We start from the raw sequence: 24710 nt of genomic DNA, 5'->3' as shown, positions 1-24710 counted from the left end.
ACTCCCAAACAGGATTTTCTGTGAAGGCTTTCCGCTGACCCAGCAAGACTGCAAGGAATCTCAACCCTGGAGATAATTAACATGACAGATGATATTAAAAATAACGCCCCTGGCGCTCAATTAAGCAGCAGGGGCCAGGTTTCAAACGAACCTCTCAACATTGTTTTTGCTGTATACAATGGAGGTACGCTTCTCGACTTTGCCGGCCCCAGCGAGATCTTTCACCGACTGCCAAATACAAACGTTCGCTATGCCAGTCTCAACGGAGGAACCGTAACTCTCGAATTCGGCGTTAAGTACGGCAATACAGAGCGACTGATGGATATATTTAAGACTGATTTGATCATGGTACCTGGTGGCTCAGATATGACTGAAGCCATGCACCCTAAGTATCTGGCTCAGATAGGCCGACTGGCTAAAAACGCTAAATATATAACGTCGGTATGCACAGGCTCGCTCTCGCTTGCTGCGGCAGGCGTCCTTAAAGGCAAACGAAGTGCCTGCCATTGGGCTTTCGTCAACAGACTGGCAGAATACGGCGCCATTCCGGTTTCGGATCGTTTCGTTGAGGATGACAACGGCCGATTTATGAGCGGCGGAGGTGTAACGTCAGGTATTGATTTTGCACTTCATGTTGCCGAAAAGCTGAAGGGAAAGCAGCATGCCGAATTCACACAGCTTGTCATCGAATATGATCCCGCTCCGCAATTCAATTCCGGTCACCCAAGAAGTGCTCCGCCGGAGGTGCTTGCGATGGTTGAAAAAGTACTGCCTGGTGCCACCAAGGGCCTTGCACGAATTCCTGTCATTAAATAAGAGCCAACTGCTGAATGCGCAGGACTACAGTCGTGGTCTAACCATTACTCAATCCGCCATTTCCTCAACAGATCTAAGATAGGCTGTCACAACCGGCAGCAACCGGATGAGACGCGGCTATATAATTTATGGTGTAGGCGCTGGAGCCTAAATAAGCTCAGAGTTCTCTATCCATTCTGCCAGCTCTTCTTATTGATTGCGGCGGGTGTCCAAGAAGTTTGATAAAAGCACGTCGCATACGCTCGGGGTCATTGAACCCCACGGCAAGGGCGATTTGCTCTATGGGTTCGCTACCATCCTGCAGTCGCAATCGGGCAGCCTCAACACGTAAGCGTTCGACAGCCTTAGCCGGTGTTTCTCCCGTTTCACGGCGAAACACCCGTCCAAATTGCCGTGGGCTTAGCCTGGCTGCTTCTGCGAGACGCTCTATAGGCAACGTTTCATCCAGATGTTCTCTGGCAAAATTCAGCGCCATGCGAATACGGTCCGACTCAGGTTCCATTTGTGACATAGCTGAAAACTGAGACTGGCCTCCAGGCCGGCGATAGGGAACAACTAAATGCCTGGCAATAGCGCGTGTAATTTCAGCACCCAAATCTTTTTCAATCATAGCGAGCGATAAATCGATTCCAGCCGTGTGCCCTGCCGATGTCCAGATTGGTCCGTCAGCGATAAAGATACTATCAGCGTCGACCGTGATGCGCGGAAAGGCAGACTGTAGCTGGGCGGCATGACGCCAATGAGTCGTTGCCCGACGCCCATCCAGCAAACCGGTTTCAGCCAGCAGAAACGCGCCCGTACATACGCTTGCTATCCGCGAGGCCTTGGTGCTCAATTGCCTGGCCGCGTCTATGTTCTCAGGCGACTGCATGGCGTCAATATTTCCCCCGACAAATATGACGGTGTCAAATGTATGTACCCCAAACGGTTTCGTCTCAAGTGCAAGACCCGCATTACCCACGATCGGGTTCCCGAATCGCGAGATTACATACAGTTCGTACGGGCTATACCCGGCAACCTTAGCCACATGAGCAAACGCTGCAAGTGGGCCGGCAAGATCAAGTACCTCGTGGCCGCTGCAAACGAAGAATCCAATACGATGCATGATCATGCTAATCCCAAAATCCCACCGAGTGTCTTATTTTACGGAAAAGCCTCTATTAAAGCCAAAGTGTTATTTCCTGACGAGATCGAGTTGATCCATTTTTGTCTTTAAATAGGGGGAGTACTTTATTTCCGACAAACCTGAGCCTTCCTGCCGCCATCTGCACCGCTCAATCCGGCAGTTACTGCATAAAGTGCACCATTTCAAGGAAACGACCAGCCCGTTCCGAGAAGAAAACATAGTTTGGCGAAAGTGTAGCGGTATGGGGATCAGCAACTCAGACCGACTTAGCCAGAAAAACGCCGACATCCGACTCCACCTCTTCCATCTGCCGTAGCGCATCCAGCGTATCGCGCGCTTCCTGCTCGTCCAGCCGGCTCATGGCAAACCCGACGTGTACCAGCACCCACTGGCCTACCAGCGATGACGGTTGCCCGTCTTCCAGCACCAGCGCCACATTGACTTCGCGCCGCACGCCGCACACATCCACCCACGCCAGTTGATGATCCGCCGACGCCCATTCCACCACCTGCCCCGGAATTCCCAGACACATAACGATTTCCCGTTGTTCCTGACCACACTTGCTCGTCACCTCATTCCGGCGACAGCACCGTCTCCTGCTGATTCTCAGCGCGCACATAACGACCCGGACGACCGCAAGCACAACCCGCCATCGCCGCCTGCCGTTTGAGGCCGACTTGTCACGCCAGCATGCTAAGCAAATTCGGTGCCAGCCGCCTTGATCCTGCGCTGGCCGCGAGCGGAAAGCGCCCCAAGCTATAGTATGTTGTAACTAACTCACCGTTATCCGGTAAAAAACCGGCGACGCTCGTCAAAAGTGTCGAGTTTTCACCCTCGTCCGATGCTGTCGACGGTGACGACAATCGGGTAAAAACCGGCGGCAAAATGTCGTCACTAATGTCGAGCGGCAGGTTCGACTAGCCGCCGTTGATTTCGCGGTTTTATCTAACTGACTGATTTTAAAAACCATCACTCCACTGTTTTTCTTATGGCATGGAATATGCTTCCGGCGCAGGAAACATTTCTATCACCCCGGAGGGTATGGCTATGAACCGCTTCGTCATTGCGGAGCCAACGCGTTGTATCGGATGCAACACCTGCATGGCGGCCTGTACGCAGGTGCATCGCCAGCAGGGCCTGCAATCTCACCCTAGGCTGGCGGTCGAGCGCGATGCCAACGGCACCGCGCCGGTGTTATGCCGTCACTGTGAGGATGCGCCCTGCGCCAGAGTGTGCCCGGTCAACGCCATCAGGCATCAGGACCACGCCGTGCTGCTGGACGAAAACACCTGCATCGGCTGCAAACTGTGCGCCATCGCCTGTCCGTTCGGCGCCATCACGCCATCCGGCAGCACGCCGCTGGCAATCCCTACTACGTTTGATCACCACATCCCGTTGTCGCTGCTGTCCGATGTGCCGGTGAGTCAGCCGTCGGTTCATCCGATGCTGGCGTGGAACGCCGGGGTGCGCAGCATCGCGGTGAAATGCGATCTGTGCGATTTCCGCGAACAGGGGCCGGAGTGCGTGCGCGTCTGTCCGACACACGCGCTGTATCTGGTGGATGACGCCGCTCTGGACGACGCTATCGCCGCCAAACGCCGTCAGGCGGCGGAATGGCCGGAAGGCAACATCCCTTTTCCCGCCGCAGGGACTGACAGGGAGCAAACTTTATGATGATGCCGCTGCAATTGATGACGCCTCTGCAATGGCTGGGCCTGTCGCTCACGCTGTATCTGGCCGGCGCGCTGCTGTCGTTATGTCTGTGCCGCCAGGAGTCGCTGGCGATTCGCTTAAGTGGGCTGTGCGCGCTGGCGGGCGGTTGTGCCGGTGCGCTGGCGGCAGCGCCCGTCCTGCTCGGCGGCGGCGTACTGACCGCCGTATTCAACGGGCCGTTTGACGCCTTCGCTCACCTCACGCTGCGCTTCGATACTCTGGCCGCCTTCATGACGCTGGTGATCTCGCTGCTGGTGGCGGTGTCCGCCCTGTATTCGCTGGCTTATCTGGAGGAGTACCGCGGGCGCGGCGCCTGGGCGATGGGTTTCTTCATGAACCTGTTTGTCGCCTCAATGGTAGCGCTGGTGGTGGTGGACAACGCCTTCTACTTCATTGTGCTGTTCGAAGTGATGTCGCTCAGCTCCTACTTCCTGGTGATCGCCGATCAGGATGAAGAGGCGGTCGGCGCCGGGTTGCTGTATTTCCTGATCGCCCATGCCGGTTCGGTGCTGATCATGATTGCCTTCTTCCTGCTCTATCGTCATAGCAGCAGCCTCGATTTCGCCGATTTCCGCCACGCCGCGTTGTCGGCGCCGCAAGCCTCGGTGGTGTTCCTGCTGGCGTTCTTCGGCTTCGGCGCCAAAGCCGGGATGCTGCCGTTGCACGGCTGGCTGCCGCGCGCGCATCCGGCCGCGCCGTCGCACGCCTCGGCTCTGATGTCGGGCGTGATGGTCAAGATCGGCGTATTCGGCATCATCAAAGTCGGTGTTGATTTGCTGGGCGCGACCGAAGCCTGGTGGGGTGTGGTGGTGCTGGCGTTCGGCGCGGTGTCGTCGGTGCTGGGCGTGCTGTACGCGCTGGCCGAGCACGATATCAAACGTCTGCTGGCGTACCACACGGTGGAGAACATCGGCATCATTCTGATGGGGGTCGGCGTCGGCATGATCGGCATCGCCACCCATCATCCATTGCTGGCGCTGCTTGGCCTGCTGGGCGGGCTGTATCACCTGCTCAACCACGCGGTGTTCAAGGGGCTGCTGTTTCTCGGCGCCGGCGCGGTGATCTACCGCGTTCACACCAAAGACATGGAAAAAATGGGCGGACTGTCGCGACTGATGCCGCGTACCGCGCTGGCGTTTCTGGTCGGGTGTATGGCGATATCCGCCCTGCCGCCGCTCAACGGTTTCGTCAGCGAATGGTTTACCTACCAGTCGCTGTTCACCCTCAGCCATGACGGCGGCATCGGCCTGCGGCTGGCCGCGCCGATCGCCATCGTGATGCTGGCGATCACCGGCGCGCTGGCGGCGATGTGTTTCGTCAAAGTGTACGGCATCAGTTTCTGCGGCGCGCCGCGCAGTGAGAAAGCCACTCACGCCCGCGAGGTCCCCTGGCCGATGACGGTCGCCATGTTACTGCTGGCGCTGCTGTGCGTGCTGCTCGGCGTCGGCGCCAGCGTGGTGGTGCCGGTGATGACCCGCATCGCGGCGGATCTGGCGCACACCCCGGCCGTCATGATGGCCGCGGGGCTGGGCGTCTTCCCCGGCGACCACCTGCAAACCCGTCTCAATACGCCGCTGATTTTCATCCTGCTGCTGGCGCTGCCGTTACTGCCGCTGATGCTCTACAGCCTGCTGCGCGGGCCGCGTCTCGGCTTTCGCCACAAGGGCACGCCCTGGGCCTGCGGCTACGGCTACGAGTCCGCCATGTCGGCGTCGGCTGGCAGCTTTACCCAGCCGCTGCGGGTGATGTTCGCGCCGCTCTACCGCGTGCGTAAAACCCTCGATCCGGCGCCCGCGATGCAACAGGCGCTGGAAAAGACCACGCAGGCGGCGGCGTACGTCGAACCGGTATGGGACGACCACGTGGTGATGCCGGTGGTCAGCGGCGTGCAGCGCATCAGCCGCGCGGTGCAATGGATTCAGCACGGCGATTTCCGGGTGTACTGCCTGTATGTGGTGGCGGCGCTGGTTGCCCTGCTACTGGCCACTCTGGCTTAAGGAGACCGGAACATGACTTACGTTTCACTCGTTTTTCCGCTGCTGGGCGCGCTGTTGCAGGCCGTCCTGCTGATGGCGGCGGCTCCGCTGTTGTCCGGCATGTCGCGCGTGATCCGCGCCAAAATGCACTCCCGGCAGGGGCCGGGCCTGCTGCAGGATTACCGTGACATATTCAAACTGCTGCGCCGTCAGGAAGTGGCGCCCGAGCACAGCGGCGGCGTGTTTCGCCTGATGCCGTTCATCCTGCTCGCCACCATGCTGCTGGTGGCGATGACGCTGCCGGCCGTGACCGACAGTTCTCCGTTCGGCGCGGCGGGCGACGTCATCACCCTGCTGTATCTGTTTGCGGTATTTCGCTTTTTCTTCTCCCTGTCCGGCCTGGACTCCGGCAGCACCTTTGCCGGTATCGGCGCCAGCCGCGAACTGACGCTCGGCATTCTGGTCGAGCCGATTCTGATGCTGGCGTTGTTGGTGGTGGCGCTGGTCGCTGGTTCCACCAACATCGGCAACATCAGCGTCAAACTGGCGAGCGGCCACTGGGTGTCCCCCACCGCCACCGCGCTGGCGCTGCTGGCCTGTGCCTTCGCCACCTTTATTGAGATGGGCAAAATCCCGTTCGACGTGGCGGAAGCGGAGCAGGAACTACAGGAAGGGCCGCTGACCGAATACGCCGGCGCCGGGCTGGCGCTGGTGAAATGGGGCATCAGCCTCAAGCAGGTGGTGGTCGCCACGCTGTTTCTGTCGATTTTCGTGCCGTTCGGCAAGGCCGAAACGCTCACGGCGGTCAGCCTGCTGTGGGGCACGCTGGCGCTGATCATCAAGCTAGTGGTGGTGTTCGTCATCGCCGCGATTATCGAAAACAGCCTGGCGCGTGGGCGCTTTCTGCTGACCGGCCGGGTAACCTGGCTCGGCTTCGGCGTGGCGGCGCTGGCGTTCGTTTTCTACCTGACCGGACTATAAGGAGTCGGCATCCATCATGGAGAATATTGCTCTTGCGACCCTGCTGCTGCCGTTTCTCGGCGCGTTGTTGGTCGCCTTTGCGCCGCAGCGCTTCGCCAAAGGGGTGTGTACGCTGTTCGCCCTGCTGGCGACGCTCGGCATGGCGCTGCTGGCCTGGCGTTACCTCGACGGCGGCAAAACCGACCAGGTCGTCACCCTTTACCGTTACGGTCAGGCCGATCTGTTCGGTTTTGTGTTTGACCGCATCAGCCTGCTGATCGGCTTTGCGGTGGTATCGCTCGGTTTTCTGGTCAGCCTCTACTCCTGCGGCTACCTGACGCTGGGCAACCGCGAACATCCGCACGACGGCAGCAATCGCTACTACGCGTTTCTGCTGGTGTTCATCGGCGCAATGGCCGGGCTGACGCTGTCATCCACTATCCTCGGCCAGTTGCTGTTCTTTGAAATCACCGGCGGCTGTTCCTGGGCGTTGATCGGTTACTACCAGAAACCGAAATCGCTGCGCTCGGCGCTGAAAGCGCTGCTGGTGACCCATGTCGCGTCTGTCGGCCTGTATCTGGCGGCGGCCTGGCTGTTCGCCACCACCGGCACTTTCGCGCTCAGCGCCATCGCGCAACTGGACGACAGCAGCAAAATCATCGTGTTCGGCGGCATTCTGTTCGCGGCCTGGGGCAAGTCGGCCCAGTTGCCGCTGCATGTCTGGCTGCCGGATGCGATGGAAGCGCCGACGCCGGTGAGCGCCTACCTGCACGCCGCCTCGATGGTGAAAGTCGGCGTGTATATTTTCGCCCGCGCCATTCTGTCCGCCGTCGAGGTGCCGCACATCATCGGCGTGGTCGGCGTCATCATGGCGACCATCACGCTGGTGTACGGCTTCCTGATGTACCTGCCGCAAAAAGACATGAAGCGGCTGCTGGCCTACTCCACCATCACCCAGCTCGCCTACATCTTTCTGGCGCTGTCGCTGTCTATTTTCGGCTCGCGCATGGCCTTCGACGCCGGTATGGCCTACATCTTCAACCACGCTTACGCCAAGAGCCTGTTCTTTCTGGTGGCCGGCGCGCTCAGCTACAGCTGCGGCACCCGTATGTTGCCGCAGTTGCGCGGCATGATGAAGCGCCTGCCGCTGCTGGGCGTGGGTTTCTGCGTGGCGGCGCTGGCGATCACCGGCGTGCCGCCGTTCAACGGCTTCTTCAGCAAATTCCCGCTGTTCGCCGCCGGGTTTGCGCTCTCAAACGACGCCGTGTGGCTGCTGCCGTTGCTGATCATCGCGCTGGTGGAGTCGGTCGCCAGTTTCGCCTGGTTCCTCTACTGGTTTGGCCGCACCGTGCCGGGCGAGCCGTCCGAGGAAGTGGCGTCGGCCACGGCGGTGCCGGCGTCGATGAATCTGGTACTGCTGGTGCTGATCGTGATGTCGCTGTGCTCCAGCGTTATCGCCGCACTCTGGCTGAAATAAGGAACTCCCATGACTGGATCTCTTCTCGTCAATAATCTGGCTGGTTTGCTGATCATCACCTCGCTGCTGGTGATCGCCGCCAGAAAACCCACGGTGTCCGCCGCGCTGTACGCGTTGCAGTCGCTGGTGCTGGTGCTGATCTTTGTGGCGCTGGGCGGATTGCTGGGCTCCCACGAGCTGTATCTGTGGTCGCTGACCGCCTTCATCACCAAGGTGGTGATGGTGCCCGCCATTATGAGCTTCGCCTTCTGCCGGCTGGCTGACCCGAAAGCCGACGGCGGCGTAATCGGCACCGCGACCCTGATACTGATCGCCACCCTGATTGTGTTGTTGAGCTACTTTGCCGTCGCGCCGGTAAAACTGCCGATGGTCAACGACCTTAAACCGGTGCTGGCGGTATCGCTCGGCCACTTCCTGATCGGCCTGCTGTGCATCGTCAGCCAGCGCAACATTCTCAAACAGGTGTTCGGCTACTGCCTGATGGAAAACGGCGCTCATCTGACGCTGGCGCTGCTGGCCTACCGCGCGCCGGAGCTGGTGGAGATCGGCATCGCCACCGACGCCATTTTCGCCGTCATCGTGATGGCGCTGATGGCGCGCAAAATCCACCGCACGCTGCACACGCTGGATGTTCAGCAACTGACCGCGCTGAAAGGATAATCACATGACGACTTTGGATCTTTTTTCCCTGCTGCTGGGCGTGCCGTTTGCCGCCGCCCTGCTGGCGTTCGCCTGCCGCTTTACCGGCGCGGCGGCGCGTGCGCTGGTGAGCCTGATTCATCTGCTCGGCATCAGCGCGCTGCTGCTGACGGCATTGCTGGCGGTATGGACGGTGTACCAGCAGGGCGAGCTGCTGGCGGCCCACCGCTGGCTGCATCTCGACAGTCTGAGCGCGCTGTTTCTGGCGATTCTCGGGGTAATCGGCTTTCTCACCGGCCTCTACTCGATGGGGTACATGCGCCACGAAGTCGACGGCGGCGAGATTAGCGTCACCACGCTGTGCCACTACTACGGCTTCTTCCACCTGTTCCTGTTCACCATGCTGCTGGTGATCACCAGCAACAACCTGATCCTGATGTGGGCGGCGATTGAAGCCACCACGCTCAGTTCGGCGTTTCTGGTGGGCCTGTACGGCCAACGCTCGTCGCTGGAAGCGGCGTGGAAATACATCATTATTTGTACCGTCGGCGTCGCGTTCGGCCTGTACGGCACGGTGCTGGTGTACGCCAACGCCGCCAACGTGATGGCGGAACCGGGCAACGCCATTTTCTGGACCGAGGTGCTGCAACACGCCGGCGAGCTGGACAGCACGCTGATGCATCTGGCGTTCATCTTTATTCTGATCGGCTTTGGCACCAAAACCGGTCTGTTTCCGATGCACGCCTGGCTGCCGGATGCACACAGCGAGGCGCCCAGCCCCACCAGCGCCCTGCTCTCCGCCGTGCTGCTCAACTGCGCGCTGCTGGTGATCGTGCGTTACACCATCCTGATCAGCGCCGCCATCGGCCCGGAATTTCCGCAACGGCTGTTGCTGGTGTTCGGCCTGCTGTCGGTGGCCGTCGCCGCGTTCCTGATTCTGGTACAGCGCGACATGAAGCGCCTGCTGGCCTACTCCAGCGTGGAAAACATGGGGCTGATCGCCGTGGCGCTCGGCATCGGCGGCCCGCTCGGCATTCTGGCGGCGCTGCTGCACACCCTGAACCACAGTCTGGCGAAAACCCTGCTGTTCTGCGGCTCCGGTAACGTACTGCTGAAATATGGCACCCGTGATATGGACGCGGTGAAAGGCATCCTGCGCGTCGCGCCGGTGACGGGCGCGCTGCTGGCCGGCGGCGCGCTGGCGCTCGGCGGTATGCCGCCGTTCAACGTGTTCCTGAGCGAGTTCATGACGGTGACCGCCGGCATCCACGCCGGTCAGTTGCCGCTGGTGCTGGTGTTGCTGGCGCTGCTGACCGTGGTGCTGGCCGGGCTGGTTCGCATGATCGCCACCAGCGTGCTGGGCAGCCAGCCGGAAGCGGTCAGCAAAGGCGAACTGGGTTGGCTGACCACCGCGCCGATGCTGATTCTGCTGGTGTTGATGCTGGTGATGGGCACCCGCATTCCGCAGCCGGTCATCCATTTGCTGGAACAGGCCACCGCCATTGTTTTAAACGGCAGCCATGCCGGCGAGCCAACGCCGCCGAGTCTGGGCTGGCCGTCGCTGAGCGCCCGTACTACCACGTTGGGTACTACCACGTTGGATACTACCACGTTGGGTACTACCACGCCGGACACGGCGCCTGCGTCATCGTTAACCCCTTCCCGTCAGGAGATGTACCGTGATTAATTCATCCGCCGCGACCAGCGCTGAAAATTTAGGCGCTAATTACGTCGCCCATGTCAGACAGCAATTCCCGACGGCGATTCTGGAAGAAGAACGGCAAACCGCCAATCAGTTGACCATCACCGTCAAACTGCACCAGTTGCCGGAGGTGGTGGAATATCTCTACTACCAGCACGGCGGCTGGCTGTCGGTGTTGTTCGGCAACGACGAGCGTACCCTCAACGGCCATTTCGCCGTCTACTATGTGCTGTCGATGGAACAGGGCGAGAAGTGCTGGGTGGTGGTGAAAGCGCTGGTCAACCCAACGGTGCCGGAGTTTCCGTCGGTGACGCCGCGCGTGCCTGCCGCCGTGTGGGGAGAGCGCGAGGTGCGCGACATGTACGGGCTGATCCCGGTCGGCCTGCCGGATGAGCGCCGGCTGGTGTTGCCGGACGACTGGCCGGACGAACTCTACCCGCTGCGCAAAGACGCGATGGATTACCGCCAGCGCCCTGCCCCCACCCGTGACGACGAGTCCTACACCTTCGTCAACGACGCCACCGGCGACACCCGGGTGGTGCCGATCGGTCCGCTGCACATCACCTCCGACGAACCGGGGCACTTCCGGCTGTTTGTCGACGGGGAACAGATTATCGATGCCGACTACCGCCTGTTCTACGTCCATCGCGGCATGGAAAAGCTGGCGGAAACCCGCATGGGCTACAACGAAGTGACGTTTCTGTCCGACCGGGTGTGCGGCATCTGCGGTTTCACCCACAGCGTGGCGTATACCTCGTCCATCGAGAACGCGCTGGGCGTAGTGGTGCCGGCGCGCGCCCATACCATCCGCAGCATCCTGCTGGAGGTAGAGCGCCTGCACAGTCACCTGTTGAATATCGGGCTGTCCAGCCACTTCGTCGGTTTCGACACCGGCTTCATGCAGTTCTTCCGGGTGCGCGAAAAATCGATGCAGATCGCCGAAATGCTCACCGGCGCGCGCAAAACCTACGGTCTTAACCTGATCGGCGGCATCCGCCGCGACATCCTGAAAGAAGATCGGCTGAAGACCATCCGGCTGATCCGTGAAATGCGCGCAGAGGTGACGCAGTTGACCGATATGCTGCTCAACACCGCCAACATGGCGCAACGCACTCAGGGCGTCGGCGTGCTGAATCGTCAGGTGGCGCGCGACTACAGCCCGGTGGGGCCGATGATTCGCGCCAGCGGTTTTCAGCGCGATGTGCGCGTCGACCACCCGTTCGCCGGCTATCTGGATCTGCCGATGGAGCTGCATCACCTCGACGGCGGCGACGTTTACTCCCGCGTACTGGTGCGGGTGCGTGAAGTGTTCACCTCTTTGGCGATGATCGAATTCGGGCTGGACAACATGCCGGACGGGCCGATCCTCAACGAGCACATCCATTATCAGCCGCACAAGTTCGCTCTGGGCTTTACCGAAGCGCCGCGCGGCGAAGACATCCACTGGAGCATGACCGGCGACAACCAGAAGCTGTTCCGCTGGCGCTGCCGCGCCGCCACCTACGCCAACTGGCCGGTGCTGCGCTTTATGCTGCGCGGCAACACGGTGTCGGACGCGCCGCTGATCATCGGCAGCCTCGACCCCTGCTACTCCTGTACCGACCGCGTCACGCTGGTGGATGTCCGCAAGAAGAAAGTCACCACCGTGCCGTACAAAGAGATCGAGCGCTACGGACTGGAACGCACCCGTTCGCCGCTGAAATGAGGGAGGCCCTATGATTAAATTGTTCAAAACCATCCTCAAGGCGGGCAACAGCACGGTGAAATACCCGTTCGCGCCGCTGGCGGTGCCCGCCGGATTTCGCGGCAAACCGGAGTACGACCCGGAACAGTGCATCGGCTGCGCCGCCTGTACCATGGCCTGCCCGGCCAATGCCCTGACGATGGCTAACGACCTGGACAACGGCACCCGCACCTGGCAGCTGTTCCTCGGCCGCTGCATCTTCTGCGGCCGCTGCGAAGAAGTGTGTCCGACCCGCGCCATCGTGCTGTCGCAGGAGTTCGAAATGGCGGTCGCCAGCAAGGCCGACCTGTACCAGCGCGCCACCTTCCAACTGCTGAACTGCCATGTCTGCCAGCGGCCGTTCGCGCCGCAGAAAGAGGTGGAATACGCGATGGCGCTGCTGGCGCACGCCGGGGTGCCGGAAAACGAGGTGGAGGCGCGTCGCCACCAGTTCGAAACCTGCCCGGACTGCAAACGCAAACAGAACATGAACCATCAGGGCAACGTGCGGCTGAGTCAGCACCTGCCCGCCCCGACCACTCACAAGGGGAATGCGCAATGAGTATGCTGCCCAACGGGGTCGATCACTACCACACCACCCCGATTACGCTCGACGAACAGGCCCAGCAGCTGAAAAAGACGCTGCTGAAAGATATCCAGCGCTCCGCCTACGTCTACCGCGTGGACTGCGGCGGCTGTAACGGCTGCGAGATCGAGATCTTCTCCGCCATTACGCCGCTGTTCGACGCCGAACGCTTCGGCATCAAGGTGGTGGCGTCGCCGCGCCACGCCGACATCCTGCTGTTTACCGGCGCGGTGACCCGCGCCATGCGAAGCCCGGCGCTGCGCGCTTATGAATCGGCGCCGGATCCGAAAATCTGTATCTCCTACGGCGCCTGCGGTTGCGGCGGCGGCATCTTCCACGACCTGTACTGCGTGTGGGGCGGCAGCGACAAAATCGTGCCGATCGACGTCTACATCCCCGGTTGTCCGCCGACCCCGGCGGCGACGATTTACGGTTTTGCGGTGGCGCTGGGGCTGCTGGAGCAGAAACTGCACGGCAGCGACCACCAGCAGGCCGAACATGAGAAAGCGGCGCTGATTCATCCGGCGGTGCCGCTGGATTTGCGGGTGCGGGTGGAGCGGGAAGCCCGTCTGATGGCGGGGTATCGCCAGGGGCGGGAAATCAGCGACCGTTTCCTCGACTTGCTGGAAAACCAGCCGCTGGAAGGCTTTGAGCATCGCGTCACCCGTTGGCTCAACCAATATGAAGACCCGCGGCTAAACGAGATCGTCGGTCATCTGCTACAGATTTATCACGCCATGCTGCGCGGGGAGATCCTGTCATGAGCAGCGTTCGTTTTTATGCCCTGAACCGCAAGTTTCTCGACAGCCGCGACAAGATACCGGAGCAGGCGCAGCAGGTGATGTATTACTCGCTGGCTATCGGCCATCACGTCGGCGTCATCGACTGCCTGAAACAGGTGTTGCATTGCCCGCTGACGGAGTACGAAGGCTGGGTCGGTCAGTTGAGTGATGAGGAAGCCCGCCGCAAGATGCTGGGTTTGCTGCGCTTTGGCGAAATCACCATTGACCACACCCACACCGCGCTGCTGGGCGCGGCCTTCACCGCACTGGCGGAGGGGGATCGCTACCCGGAATGGACCGCTACGCTGGTGGACTATCTGGCGGCGATGCAACGGGAACCGGCTATTTATCTGATGGTGAAACGCCTTGATGACTGAACACCCTTTACACACCGAAGCCCCTTTATATATCGAAAACATGGTGCTGACCGTCGGCAACACCCTGATGGGGGACGACGGCGCCGGCCCGCTGCTGGCGGAACGCATGAGTCAGCAACCGGTAGCGGGCTGGTCGGTGATTGACGGCGGCGCCATTCCGGAAAATGCCGCTCACACGCTGCGGGAACTGAAGCCTCGCCGCCTGCTGGTGGTGGACGCCACCGACATGGGGTTGGCGCCGGGCGCCATCCGCATCGTCGATCCGGATCGTATCGCCGAAGACATGCTGATGAATACCCACAGCCTGCCGCTGAACTACCTGATCGACAGCCTGAAGGAAGACATTCCCGAGGTCATTTTCGTCGGCATCCAGCCTGCGCTGGTGGCGTTCTATTTTCCCATCAGCCTAGAAGTAACCCAGGCGGTGGACACCCTGTATCAGCGATTATCCGGCTGGGAGGAGAACGGCGGGTTTGAGGTGCTGGCGTAAGGCGCACGTGCATTGACGTGATATTGGCCCTGATAGGGCTACGGGCGGAGCAGACGCCAGCTCCGCCCCTGGCAGGCCCACGGCTTACTTCTCTTCCAGTTGCAGCACGGTATGCGCCAGGCTGACCACCGTCGCAAGACTGACATGGGTATTTTTATTCAGCGACTTATACAGACTGGTGCGACTTTTCGCCCCCGCCTCTTTGGCTACTGTGCTGTTGCCATGTTTTTCTACCGCGATTTTCAACGCCGCTTGCAGAATTTCCGGCCGGTTCTCAATCACGGCATCATAGAAGGCGCGAGAGATGACATCAGCGAAGTTCTTTTCTCGCACCGCAAGCGTGTGGCTGACATACTCCCCTTTTTTCCGCAATTCCGACGCGGAAATCTTAATATCCGGCGACCATTCCAGCGAACCATCCGGCAGCAGCCCAAACTTGATAAATAGGCTGGCGTTCGAAAATACCGGGCTGGAGGCATATTGATAAAGATTGATGTCGCAAACCAAACCATCCTCATAGGTCAGGCGCAACGAAAAGTCGCCAATCACGTCAACTTCCACGATTTTATGCATAAATGCCTCACAGTTTTCCCGGATTTCTCCCCACTACCGCCCGCTCCCACATACTCAGCAGTTGTTCCCGATGGGCTCTGATATGCGCAAGCGCCATCTTGCGCTTGTTATTCGGCAGATATCCTTCGATCTCTGTTCCAGTACGAATACTGATGATCAGCTCATGGTTGCCGTAGCAGACATGCACATGCGGCAAGTGGTGCCGTTCATCATCGTAAAAGTACAAATGGAAAATTAGCCCTGCCAGTCTGTCAATCTCAGGCATTGGCACTCCTTGTCAATGAGCAGATTAACACCGTATCCCAAAGGATACAACCATTCGATTCCCGTCTTCTTGCCTGTAAAAGGCTTCATGTTGATTTCACTGAAAAATAAAAAGCCATTGCGCGCCGCTGAAACGTGCGGGTAAAGCGCCATCGCGCTGAAGACACAATAAAGGCCAGACTTTCTAACCTCGATAGGCAGTTTTCAGAGCTGGAACACGCTTCGCAACAGATTGGTTTTTCTCTGCCTGTTGCTGCGGCCTGCATCGCACCGGGCACACGTCGTCAAATCTGCCGAACCTCGTCGACTGACACTCGTCACCGGCCGGTCACAGGCTGTCTTTTCCCCAAAAACTCACTTTAAATCTCTGATAAATCAAATTGATAAACCATAAGCATTCATTCTGGCATAAACCCTGCTTTATATGTGGCGATGTGTCGGCGGCCGAGCCTTCGACATAACCCTTAGTCCATCAGAGCCGCGGAAGGAGACCCTGTCATGAACCGGTTCGTTTTAGCAGACCCCAGGAAATGTATTGGCTGCCGCACCTGCGAAGTCGCCTGCGTGCTGGCGCACAGCGACGGTAACCCGTCGTCGCTGTCGCCAGAGCATTTCACACCGCGCCTGAAAGTGGTGAAGGGGCTGAATGTCAGCACCACGATTCAATGCCGCCACTGTGAAGACGCCCCCTGCGCCAATGTTTGTCCTAACGGGGCGATCGTACATGCCGGCGATCATATCCAGGTGCAGCAGGAAAAATGCATTGGTTGCAAAACCTGCGTGGTGGCCTGCCCGTACGGCGCCATGACGGTGATCAGTAAACCGGTGGCGCGTATCAGCCATTATCAGACGCTGGGTAACTGCATCAAGGCGGAGGCGCACAAGTGCGACCTGTGCGAAGGACGCGCCAACGGCCCGGCCTGTGTCGAAGTCTGCCCGACCAAAGCCCTGCGCCTGATCAGTCGGGAAGACATTCAGGAGATGATTCAACGTAAACAGCGGCGCGCAGCACTTGATGAAGCCGCGGAAATGAAATTCTGAGCGTGCCGCCGGTACGATGAAGGAGAGCAATGTCATGCAGAAAGTGATTACCGTCTGCCCTTACTGTGGGTCAGGCTGCAAAATTAACCTGTTGGTGGAAAACGGTAAAGTGGTCGGCGCGGAAGGCGCCAACGGCCTGACCAACGAAGGCGAACTATGCCTGAAAGGCTATTACGGCTGGGATTTTCTCAACGACACCAAGCTGTTAACCCCGCGACTGAAGCAACCGATGATCCGCCGCCAGAAAGGCGCGCCGTTTGAGGTAGTGTCCTGGGACGAAGCCATCGACTTCGCCAGTTCCCGCCTGAAAGCCATCAAAGAAAAATACGGCCCGGACGCCATCATGCACACCGGTTCTTCCCGCGGGCCGGGCAACGAAACCAACTATGTGATGCAGAAATTCGCCCGCGCGGTCACCGGCACCAACAACATCGACTGCTGCGCCCGCGTTTGCCACGGCCCGTCAGTCTCCGGTCTGCAGGTGACGCTGGGCAACGGCGCGATGAGTAACTCGATCTGCGAAATCGAACACACCGACTGCATTCTGGTGTTCGGTTACAACGCCGCCGATTCTCACCCGATTGTGGCGCGCCGCATCATCAAGGCCAAAGAACGCGGCGCCAAAATCATCGTCTGCGACCCGCGCCATATCGAAACCGCGCGTATCGCCGACCTGTGGCTGCCGCTGAAAAACGGCTCCAACATGGCGCTGGTCAACGCCTTCGCCAACGTGCTGATCAATGAAGGGTTGTATAACGCGAATTTCGTGGCCCAGCATACCGAAGGGTTCGAGGAATACCGCAATCTGGTGGCGAAATACACGCCAGAATACGTAGCGGACATCACCGGTCTCGACCCGCAGTTGATTCGCGACGCCATTCGCCTGTACGCCGCCGCGCCGTCCGCCACCATTTTGTGGGGCATGGGCGTCACCCAGTGGACGCAGGGCGTGGATGTGGTGAAAGGCTTGTCCGGTCTGGCGTTGCTCACCGGCAACCTCGGCCGCCCGAACGTCGGCGTCGGCCCGGTGCGCGGTCAGAACAACGTACAGGGCGCCTGCGACATGGGCGCCCTGCCGAACCAGTTCCCCGGCTACCAGAAAGTCACCGACGCGGACCTGCGCGAAAAATTTGCCAAAGCCTGGGGCGTACCGTCGCTGTCCGACCGTATCGGCTACTCGCTGACCGATGTGCCGCACATGATCAAGGAAGGCAAGATCAAAGCCAATTACCTGATGGGCGAAGATCCGCTGCAAACCGAACCGGATTTGTCGGTGGTGCGCGAAACCTTCAACCAGTTGGAACTGCTGATCGTTCAGGACATCTTCATGACCAAGACCGCCGCCGTGGCGGACGTGATCTTCCCCGCGACGTCCTGGGGCGAACATGAAGGGGTGTATTCAGCCGCCGACCGTGGTTTCCAGCGTTTCTACAAGGCGGTGGAGCCGAAGGGCAACGTCAAGCCGGACTGGGAAATCATCAGCCTGATGGCAACCGCTCTGGGTTACCCGATGCATTACAACAACACTCAGGAAATCTGGGATGAGTTGCGCAATCTGTGCCCGCTCTACTACGGCGCCACCTACGAGAAAATGGCCGGTCTGGGCTATGTGCCGTGGCCGTGTCTGACCGAAGACAGCCCAGGCACGCCGTGGCTGTATGCCGGTAACCAGTTCGACCGCCCGAACGGTAAAGGCTTGCTGTTCGCGACAGAATGGCACCCGCCGATGGAGCAGACCGACGCCGACTACCCGCTGGTGCTTTCCACGGTGCGCGAAGTCGGTCACTACTCCTGCCGTTCCATGACCGGCAACTGTACCGCGCTGCAAACGCTGGCGGACGAACCGGGTTACGTACAGATGAACCCGGAAGACGCCGCACGCCTCGGCATTCGCGATCAGCAACTGACGTGGGTGGCGTCACGCCGCGGCAAAGTGATCAGCCGGGCGATGGTCAGCGAGCGCATCAATAAAGGCGCGGTTTACATGACCTATCAGTGGTGGATCGGCGCCTGTAACGAACTGACGCTGGACGAAGTGGACCCGATCGCTAAAACACCGGAATACAAACACTGCGCGGTGAAACTGGAACCGATCGCCGACCAGAACTGGGCGGAGAACTACGTCACACAGGAGTACAGCGCGCTGAAAGCCCGTCTGCGTAAAGAAGCGGAAGTCGCGGGTTGATCCTTCGCCATCCTCCCCGGTCGGGGAGGATGGTTTTTTCAGACCCTCTCACCACCTCATCGCCTTAATCAGGAAATCCCTTCGATTTCCCGGGCGGAAATCCCCATGCGTTGCATCCGCGACAACAATGTGGTGCGTTTAAGCCCAAGCCGGGCGGCGGCGCCTTTCGGACCGGCGACGATGCCGTTGGTTTCCCGCAATACCCGGATAATCCGCTCGCGTTCCGATTCCTCTTCGGCATCCAACTGCCCAGATGACGGCTCGGCCGCCACCGGCGGCGGCGGCGTAAAGTCGCGGTGCGCCGGTTTGGGCACCTCCAGCGGCGACAGATGATGCTGCAATTCATCTATCTGCAAATTAAGCGTGGTGCCGCGCGTCAGGATCACCGCCCGCTCCACCACGTTTTCCAGTTCCCGCACGTTGCCGGGCCACGGTAAACAGCTCAGCTGACGCAGCATGTCGGACGGAATGCTGTCGATAGTGCGGTTCATGCGACGGGCGATCTTGCGGGTGAAAAACTTCACCAGCAACGGAATATCTTCCGGCCGCTCGCGCAACGGCGGAATAACGATGGGAAACACGTTGAGTCGGTAATACAGGTCGCTGCGGTACTCGCGGTCCGCCACCATCTGTTTCAGGTCACGGTTGGTGGCGGCAATCAACCGCACATCCACCGGAATGACTTTGCTGCCGCCCAGCCGTTCTATCTCCCGCTCCTGCAACACCCGCAGTAGTTTAGGCTGCAATTCCAGCGGGATATCGCCCACCTCATCCAGAAACAGCGTGCTGTTATCCGCCAGTTCAAACCGCCCCTGACGCTGGCTGGTGGCGCCGGTAAACGCGCCCTTTTCATGGCCGAACAGGTCGCTTTCCAGCAGGCCGGACGGAATGGCGGCGCAGTTCATTTTCACCATATGCCGGGCTTTACGCTGGCTCAGGCTGTGGATAGCGCGGGCAATCAGCTCCTTGCCGGTGCCGGTTTCACCCAAAATCAGCACCGTGCTGTCGCTGGCCGCCACCATCTCCACCTGTTCCAGCACCTGCCGGATGGCGGCGCTGCGGCCGATGATTTCACCGAACTCGTCGCCGCTGCGCTGATGAATATGCTCGGTAAGCTGTTCCGTCAGGTAGAAATTCTCATGCACCAGCGAATCTTTCATGCGGGTGATCTGCTCATAGGCCAGCGCGTTATCCAGCGCAATGGCGATACGCGCGGCAATTTGCCGCAGCAGCCGGAGATCCGCTTCGCTGACCGCCAACGCTGAGCGGTGCGCCAGCTCCAGCACCCCCAACGTCCGGTTGCCAAACGCCAGCGGCAACAGGCAGACATGAGACAACGCATGGTCAAACCACTGACTGAGCGGGCGCGGCTCGCCGGCCTGGGGGCGCTCCGCCACCCGTACCAGCAGCGGTTGATGCTGCGCCATCACGCCGTCTGCCAGCGTTTGCGCCCGCTCCACCTCGCCTTGTACCGTTTTCGGCGCGCCGGCCTGCGGGTAGACGGTGGCGAGATACTTGAGCGCTTGCGCTTCGCCCTCGCCTTCTTTTAATACCAGCGCGATAAAATCAATGCCGAAGAAGCGGTGGATCTCGCGCGACACCTCCAGCGCCAGCGCCTGCAGCTCCAGTTTGGAAATCACGGTATTGGTGACATCCACCAGAATGCGCAGATGGTCGCGCTCATGGCGCAACCGCTCCTCTTCTTGCAGCACCTGCTCGCGTTCACTAATGTTTTCCACCACCAGCGCCACCACTCCAGCCAGCGCCTGGAAAAAGTCGAGTTCGTTATCGGTGAAACGGCTGCCGTCGGTCTTGAGGAATTCCACTCCGCCCAGCCCGCGGTGCGTGCCACACAGCGGCAACTGACAATAATCGCTCAGTCCGGCGTAGGCCGGCTGGTCGGTCAGGTGGGGAAAATCGCGCAGGAAGTGCGTGCGATCGCAGTGCAGCGGGGTCTGGGTGCTCCACACCACTCCGCCGGGACCGTTCGCCAGCAGAACCGCCTCTTCGCTGCACTGGGTACGCCCGGATTCGCGATCGTAGCGGTAGAAATTCATCTGGTTATGCAGCGGATCAAGCAGGATCAGATTGACCCGGCCAAAGCGCACCACTGAAAACGACACGCCATCCAGCGCCCGCAACAGGTCGGGAATGCTGCGCTGTTGCAACAATGACTGAGAAATTTTCAGCAAGGCATCCTGCCACAGAATAGACAGCCGGGACGGAGAGTCTGTCAGTCGTGTCGCCATAACCACCGTAATCCAATTTCCATAGATAGTGTGGGGAAATAGTGTAAGAGCTTCACTGACGAAATGACACGTCGCCTCACCAATAGCTTGATCTGAATCGTGCTAAACCGGAGCACGCCGGCAACAAGCGGTTACCGGATGAGCGATTATCGCCTGTCGCGCCAGATAATAATAAGAACCGTTTACTATTGTGGGTGTATTTTATACAGCGACCATTACCGATGCTTGCTGAGGTAATATTGTCTTGGTGTATATTATCGCGCTGAATTGGTTAAAACGCCGTCATATAAAAACCAAAATCCAACATTTCAGTTACATCCAGAAAGAAGAAAATAACATTTGTCCGCCCGTTCAATGCAATTAAAGCAGGTCATTAAAATTGCTGCTGTTTTTATTCAATTGCGATACGGTTTTTTCGTATTACGCCAGATTATATTTTCATGAATAGAAGGGTAATTACTGTTTATTAATCACTCATGTCATCAACCAATAATAAAATCGTGAATGGATAAAAATAGTTCAACGGCGATTATTGGATTTATTGCTGACTCAGATGATGATATAAGAAAAAGTTATGATTAACTCAAAAAGCGCCTGTCGCCTCACGACATAAAAAACACAACCAATTGATAAATATAAAATTATAGAATAAATACACCTATTATTTATCTGGTTTTTACCCATGATCAACAGGGAAATAACGCATTTTTGACCTCATTCAGTGATGCATTTCATTTTATCAGCAGAAAAAAAGGGCAAAAATCCGATTTCGTTGTAATATTTCGCGCGGCAGACACAACACCCCACAAACAAATCAGGGTATCGGCCTGCGTATGTCTCACGACATCTCTGACCGCTACGCTGCAATAACACTGTGTGTTGTCTGAATACATTCATCAACATGAGGTTAATATGCAAAGGCAGAAGTTATTAATACAGATATGCTTGGCGATCGTGCTCGGTATTCTGATTGGTTGGGCATGCCACAACTATCTGGACGGTGCCCGCGCCAAAGAGGTGGCGTCTTACTTCAATATGGTCACCGACATCTTCCTGCGCCTGATCAAGATGATCATCGCGCCGCTGGTGTTCGCCACTCTGGTCTCCGGTCTGGCCAGCATGGGCAACTCTTCTGCCGTGGGCCGCGTCGGCCTGAAAGCTATGACCTGGTTCGTTACCGCGTCTTTCCTGTCGCTGCTGATCGGCATGATGCTGGCGAACTTCTTCCAGCCGGGCGTCGGCATGAATCTGGTCGCGCCGGTCAACCATGTCACCACCGGTCTGAATACCGATGGTTTCACGCTGAAAAACTTCATCAGCCATATCTTCCCGAAAAGCATCGTCGAAGCGATGGCCAACAACGAAATCCTGCAGATTCTGGTGTTCTCGCTGTTCTTCGGTTCTGCGCTGGCTTACGTCAAACACCATAACAAACAGGCCAACTTCATTCTGTCCACCATCGAAGAGCTGGCCAAAGTGATGTTCCGCGTGACCGACTACGTGATGGCGCTGGCGCCGATCGCCGTGTTCGCCGCCATCGCGTCCGCCATCACTACTCAGGGTCTGGGCCTGATCTACGACTTCGGCAAGCTGATCGGCGAGTTCTATCTCGGTCTGGCGCTGCTGTGGGCGGTGCTGTTCCTGGTCGGTTACGCCTTCCTTGGCCGCTCCATCGCGGTGCTGGCCCGTCTGATTCGCGAACCCACCATGCTGGCGTTCGCCACCGCCAGCAGCGAGTCGGCCTACCCGAAAACCATGGATGCCCTGACGCGTTTCGGCGTACCGAAGAAGATCACCAGCTTTGTGCTGCCGCTGGGTTACTCCTTCAACCTGGACGGCTCCATGATGTACCAGTCGTTCGCTATCCTGTTCATCGCTCAGGCGTACAATATTGACCTGAGCCTGACCCAGCAGATCCTGATCCTACTGACGCTGATGATCACCAGTAAAGGCATGGCGGGCGTCGCGCGTGCCTCCGTGGTGGTGGTAGCCGCCACCCTGCCGATGTTCAACCTGCCGGAAGCCGGCATCCTGCTGATTCTGGGTATCGACCAGTTCCTGGATATGGGCCGCACCGCGACCAACGTTATCGGCAACAGTATCTCGACCGCCGTGGTGGCCAGTCTGGAAAAAGACATCACCGACGACGAGGAAGAGCCTGAGGCGGAAGTGGCGCTGCAACAGGCCAGACAAGACGCCTGACCGTTCCCGGAAACAGCTTAGTTCGTCAAACAGCGGCCCTGCGGCCGCTGTTTTTTATTGCGCCGAACGCGGCGCGGTCATCGCCCGCCAGAATGACTCCGACGCCACGTTAAGCCGCGCATCCAGCCGGTACAGATACACCTGCATCTTCATCACCGCCTGATCCAGTTTCAGCACCGTCAGCTCCTTGTGCGCCAGTTCATCGCGGATGGAATAATCCGGCAGCCAGGCGATGCCGTGGCCCTGCTTCGCCATACGTTTAAGCAAGTCGCTCATCGAGGAGACAAAACTCACGGTAAACCGCTCGGGCGCCAGCGTGGAAAGATAGCGGTTGACCTGACGCCCCATGTAGCTGGTGTCGGTGTAATTGAGCAGCGGCAGCCCGGCGGCACGGATGTCAAACAACGGTTTGCCGGCCGCATCGCAGGCGCAAACCGGGTACAGGGTGGAATCCATGATGCGGGTATGGCGAAACGGCTCCGACATCAGTTCCTCGTTGTAAAACGAAAAAATAAAATCGCTGCGCCCTTCTTTCAGATTGAGTACCGCATCATCCACATCGATGGATTCAACATAGAAAATCTTCTCCTGCCGATCCGGCACGGTTTTAAGCAGTTCCGGCATCACAAACACCGACAGCGAATGCGCCGCCGCAATCGTGATCTTGTTCTTGTAATGGCTACCGCCGTGCAGTTTGTGAATCTGGTATTCCAGATCGTCGAGGGTATTGCGGATATGGGCGTGAAAAATCTTGCCCGGTTCGGTCAGTTGCAACGGCTGGGCGCCGCGGTCGAAAATATCGAACCCCACCGCCTCTTCCAGCGCCCGGATTCGTCGGCTGAATGACGACTGGGAAATGTTGCGCGTCTCGGCTGCCAGCGTAAAACTGCGGTGCTCCTCCAGTGCGATAAAATCGTATAACCATTTGGTTTCAATGTTATTTAGCATCGACACTCACCTTTCAGAAAAACGCATTACGCGCATAACACCAGTACAGTTATGCAAAACATACATAGAGGATGGGAATTTCGCAATTCACATTTCCGGGCGCTGTGCGATGATTTTTCCACTCCAACATCACCATCAATGAGGCGGAAAACGTGAATCCTGTAGTCGGCATTCTTGGCGGTATGGGACCCGGTGCGACCGTGGATGCCATGCAAAAACTCATCCGGCATACTCCGGCCAGAAAGGATCAGGAACATATTCCGGTGATCGCGGTTTCTATCCCGGATATTCCCGATCGTACCCAATGTATTCTCAATCACAGCGCCTCACCGCTGAAGAAAATGGTGGAGTACATGAAAATTCTGGAGAGAGCCGGCGCGACCTGCATCATCATTCCCTGCAACACCGCGCATTACTGGTTCGAGGATTTGAAGCGGTATACCCAGTTGGAGATGATCAGCATTATTGACGCTACCTGTCAGCAGGTGGCTGAACAGCGCGTCCGTCACGTCGCCATCCTGGCCACCACCGCCACCGTGCGCGGCGAAATTTACCAGCACGCACTGGCCGATCAACAGGTGCGTTGCACATTACCGACCGACGAGCAGCAGGACGCGGTGATGAACAGTATCTACGCCTACAAGGCGGGCGATACCGCGCAAGCCCGGGCGCTGCTGCTGCCGGTGGTCGACTCGCTGCGGCAGCGGGGCGTGGAAAAAATCATTCTGGGTTGTACCGAGCTGCCGCTGATTCTGGAGCCGGAAGCCGTCGCCGAGCCAGACGCCTATCTGGATGCCACCGATGCGCTGATCAGAAAAACCATCGCCTGGTATTACCAGCAGGTAACGCATCCACCGGTCGCCGCGTAATTTTTCTCTGTC

At 58.7% G+C, this 24710-nt stretch carries 22 protein-coding genes; 16 read left to right on the top strand and 6 right to left on the bottom strand.

From position 1 onward, the window contains the following. Positions 1–81 precede the first annotated feature (81 nt). A complete protein-coding gene (locus CPA59_RS07840; RefSeq protein ID WP_107759014.1) occupies positions 82–816 on the top strand; it encodes a DJ-1/PfpI family protein in 735 nt (244 codons plus the stop codon). Between the two features lie 157 nt (positions 817–973). Here the strand turns inward: CPA59_RS07840 and CPA59_RS07835 are convergent, their stop codons facing one another. After that, positions 974–1921 (bottom strand): GlxA family transcriptional regulator, encoded by a 948-nt coding sequence (locus tag CPA59_RS07835; RefSeq protein WP_107760777.1) that lies wholly within the window; start codon positions 1919–1921, stop codon positions 974–976. A 277-nt stretch (positions 1922–2198) separates the two neighbouring features. Continuing rightward, positions 2199–2474 carry a hydrogenase maturation factor HybG gene (hybG, locus tag CPA59_RS07830; protein ID WP_038918529.1) on the bottom strand — a complete coding sequence of 92 codons (276 nt, stop codon included), beginning with the start codon at positions 2472–2474 and terminating at the stop codon, positions 2199–2201. Positions 2475–2989: 515 nt separating this feature from the next. Here hybG and CPA59_RS07825 point away from each other — a divergent pair. The 11 genes from CPA59_RS07825 to hycI are packed head-to-tail and all read left to right on the top strand — an operon-like array spanning position 2990 to position 14367. After that, a complete protein-coding gene (locus CPA59_RS07825; protein WP_038660206.1) occupies positions 2990–3616 on the top strand; it encodes a 4Fe-4S dicluster domain-containing protein in 627 nt (208 codons plus the stop codon). Further along, positions 3613–5652 (top strand): hydrogenase 4 subunit B, encoded by a 2040-nt coding sequence (gene hyfB, locus CPA59_RS07820; protein ID WP_107759013.1) that lies wholly within the window; start codon positions 3613–3615, stop codon positions 5650–5652. The genes CPA59_RS07825 and hyfB overlap by 4 nt, the downstream gene beginning before the upstream one ends. Positions 5653–5664: 12 nt before the next feature. Continuing rightward, positions 5665–6612: a respiratory chain complex I subunit 1 family protein gene (locus tag CPA59_RS07815; RefSeq protein ID WP_038660209.1), complete on the top strand. Its 948-nt coding sequence runs from the start codon at positions 5665–5667 to the stop codon at positions 6610–6612. 16 nt (positions 6613–6628) lie between these two features. Further along, positions 6629–8068, top strand: a complete 1440-nt coding sequence (locus CPA59_RS07810; RefSeq protein ID WP_107759012.1) for a hydrogenase 4 subunit D — start codon at positions 6629–6631, stop codon at positions 8066–8068. Between the two features lie 9 nt (positions 8069–8077). Next, positions 8078–8728 (top strand): hydrogenase 4 membrane subunit, encoded by a 651-nt coding sequence (hyfE, locus tag CPA59_RS07805; protein WP_013317235.1) that lies wholly within the window; start codon positions 8078–8080, stop codon positions 8726–8728. A 4-nt stretch (positions 8729–8732) separates the two neighbouring features. Next, complete coding sequence (locus tag CPA59_RS07800) at positions 8733–10394, top strand: hydrogenase 4 subunit F (RefSeq protein ID WP_107759011.1); 1662 nt, start codon at positions 8733–8735, stop codon at positions 10392–10394. Then, positions 10387–12114, top strand: coding sequence for an NADH-quinone oxidoreductase subunit C (locus tag CPA59_RS07795; RefSeq protein ID WP_038918525.1), 1728 nt, complete (start codon positions 10387–10389; stop codon positions 12112–12114). Before CPA59_RS07800 ends, CPA59_RS07795 begins: the two co-directional genes overlap by 8 nt. 10 nt (positions 12115–12124) lie before the next feature. Continuing rightward, entirely contained in the window at positions 12125–12694 is a 570-nt protein-coding gene (gene hyfH, locus CPA59_RS07790) for a hydrogenase 4 subunit H (protein ID WP_039691199.1), read from the top strand. Then, entirely contained in the window at positions 12691–13482 is a 792-nt protein-coding gene (locus CPA59_RS07785) for an NADH-quinone oxidoreductase subunit B family protein (RefSeq protein ID WP_038918522.1), read from the top strand. Before hyfH ends, CPA59_RS07785 begins: the two co-directional genes overlap by 4 nt. Continuing rightward, positions 13479–13877 (top strand): formate hydrogenlyase maturation HycH family protein, encoded by a 399-nt coding sequence (locus CPA59_RS07780; protein WP_107759010.1) that lies wholly within the window; start codon positions 13479–13481, stop codon positions 13875–13877. Before CPA59_RS07785 ends, CPA59_RS07780 begins: the two co-directional genes overlap by 4 nt. Continuing rightward, positions 13870–14367 carry a hydrogenase maturation peptidase HycI gene (gene hycI, locus CPA59_RS07775; protein WP_107759009.1) on the top strand — a complete coding sequence of 166 codons (498 nt, stop codon included), beginning with the start codon at positions 13870–13872 and terminating at the stop codon, positions 14365–14367. Before CPA59_RS07780 ends, hycI begins: the two co-directional genes overlap by 8 nt. An 84-nt stretch (positions 14368–14451) precedes the next feature. Here the strand turns inward: hycI and CPA59_RS07770 are convergent, their stop codons facing one another. Both CPA59_RS07770 and CPA59_RS07765 read right to left on the bottom strand, forming a co-directional pair. After that, positions 14452–14940, bottom strand: coding sequence for a DNA-binding protein (locus tag CPA59_RS07770; protein WP_038918520.1), 489 nt, complete (start codon positions 14938–14940; stop codon positions 14452–14454). 7 nt (positions 14941–14947) lie between these two features. Beyond that, positions 14948–15205, bottom strand: coding sequence for a DUF4160 domain-containing protein (locus CPA59_RS07765; RefSeq protein WP_107759008.1), 258 nt, complete (start codon positions 15203–15205; stop codon positions 14948–14950). Positions 15206–15702: 497 nt separating this feature from the next. Here CPA59_RS07765 and CPA59_RS07760 point away from each other — a divergent pair, with 497 nt between their 5' ends. Then, on the top strand, positions 15703–16245 hold the full coding sequence (locus CPA59_RS07760; protein ID WP_107759007.1) for a 4Fe-4S dicluster domain-containing protein: 543 nt from the start codon (positions 15703–15705) through the stop codon (positions 16243–16245). Between the two features lie 34 nt (positions 16246–16279). Beyond that, positions 16280–18430 (top strand): formate dehydrogenase subunit alpha, encoded by a 2151-nt coding sequence (gene fdhF, locus CPA59_RS07755; RefSeq protein ID WP_049854965.1) that lies wholly within the window; start codon positions 16280–16282, stop codon positions 18428–18430. A 68-nt stretch (positions 18431–18498) separates the two neighbouring features. On the opposite strand, the gene flhA is transcribed toward fdhF, so the two are convergent. Further along, positions 18499–20679, bottom strand: coding sequence for a formate hydrogenlyase transcriptional activator FlhA (gene flhA / locus CPA59_RS07750; protein ID WP_107759006.1), 2181 nt, complete (start codon positions 20677–20679; stop codon positions 18499–18501). Positions 20680–21591: 912 nt separating this feature from the next. Here flhA and CPA59_RS07745 point away from each other — a divergent pair. Beyond that, the gene (locus CPA59_RS07745; RefSeq protein ID WP_038918517.1) at positions 21592–22881 is read left to right on the top strand and encodes a dicarboxylate/amino acid:cation symporter; all 1290 of its coding nucleotides are present in this window, start codon (positions 21592–21594) and stop codon (positions 22879–22881) included. 54 nt (positions 22882–22935) lie between these two features. Here the strand turns inward: CPA59_RS07745 and hypT are convergent, their stop codons facing one another. Continuing rightward, positions 22936–23829 (bottom strand): hypochlorite stress DNA-binding transcriptional regulator HypT, encoded by an 894-nt coding sequence (gene hypT, locus CPA59_RS07740; protein WP_038660250.1) that lies wholly within the window; start codon positions 23827–23829, stop codon positions 22936–22938. A 152-nt stretch (positions 23830–23981) separates the two neighbouring features. On the opposite strand from hypT, the gene CPA59_RS07735 reads away from it, so the two are divergent. Then, the gene (locus CPA59_RS07735) at positions 23982–24698 is read left to right on the top strand and encodes an aspartate/glutamate racemase family protein (RefSeq protein WP_107759005.1); all 717 of its coding nucleotides are present in this window, start codon (positions 23982–23984) and stop codon (positions 24696–24698) included. The last annotated feature ends 12 nt before the right edge of the window (positions 24699–24710 follow it).

This window comes from Dickeya sp. Secpp 1600 (assembly GCF_003049805.1).
GTDB lineage: Bacteria > Pseudomonadota > Gammaproteobacteria > Enterobacterales > Enterobacteriaceae > Dickeya > Dickeya fangzhongdai.
This window is presented reverse-complemented; position numbering and strand designations above follow the sequence as displayed.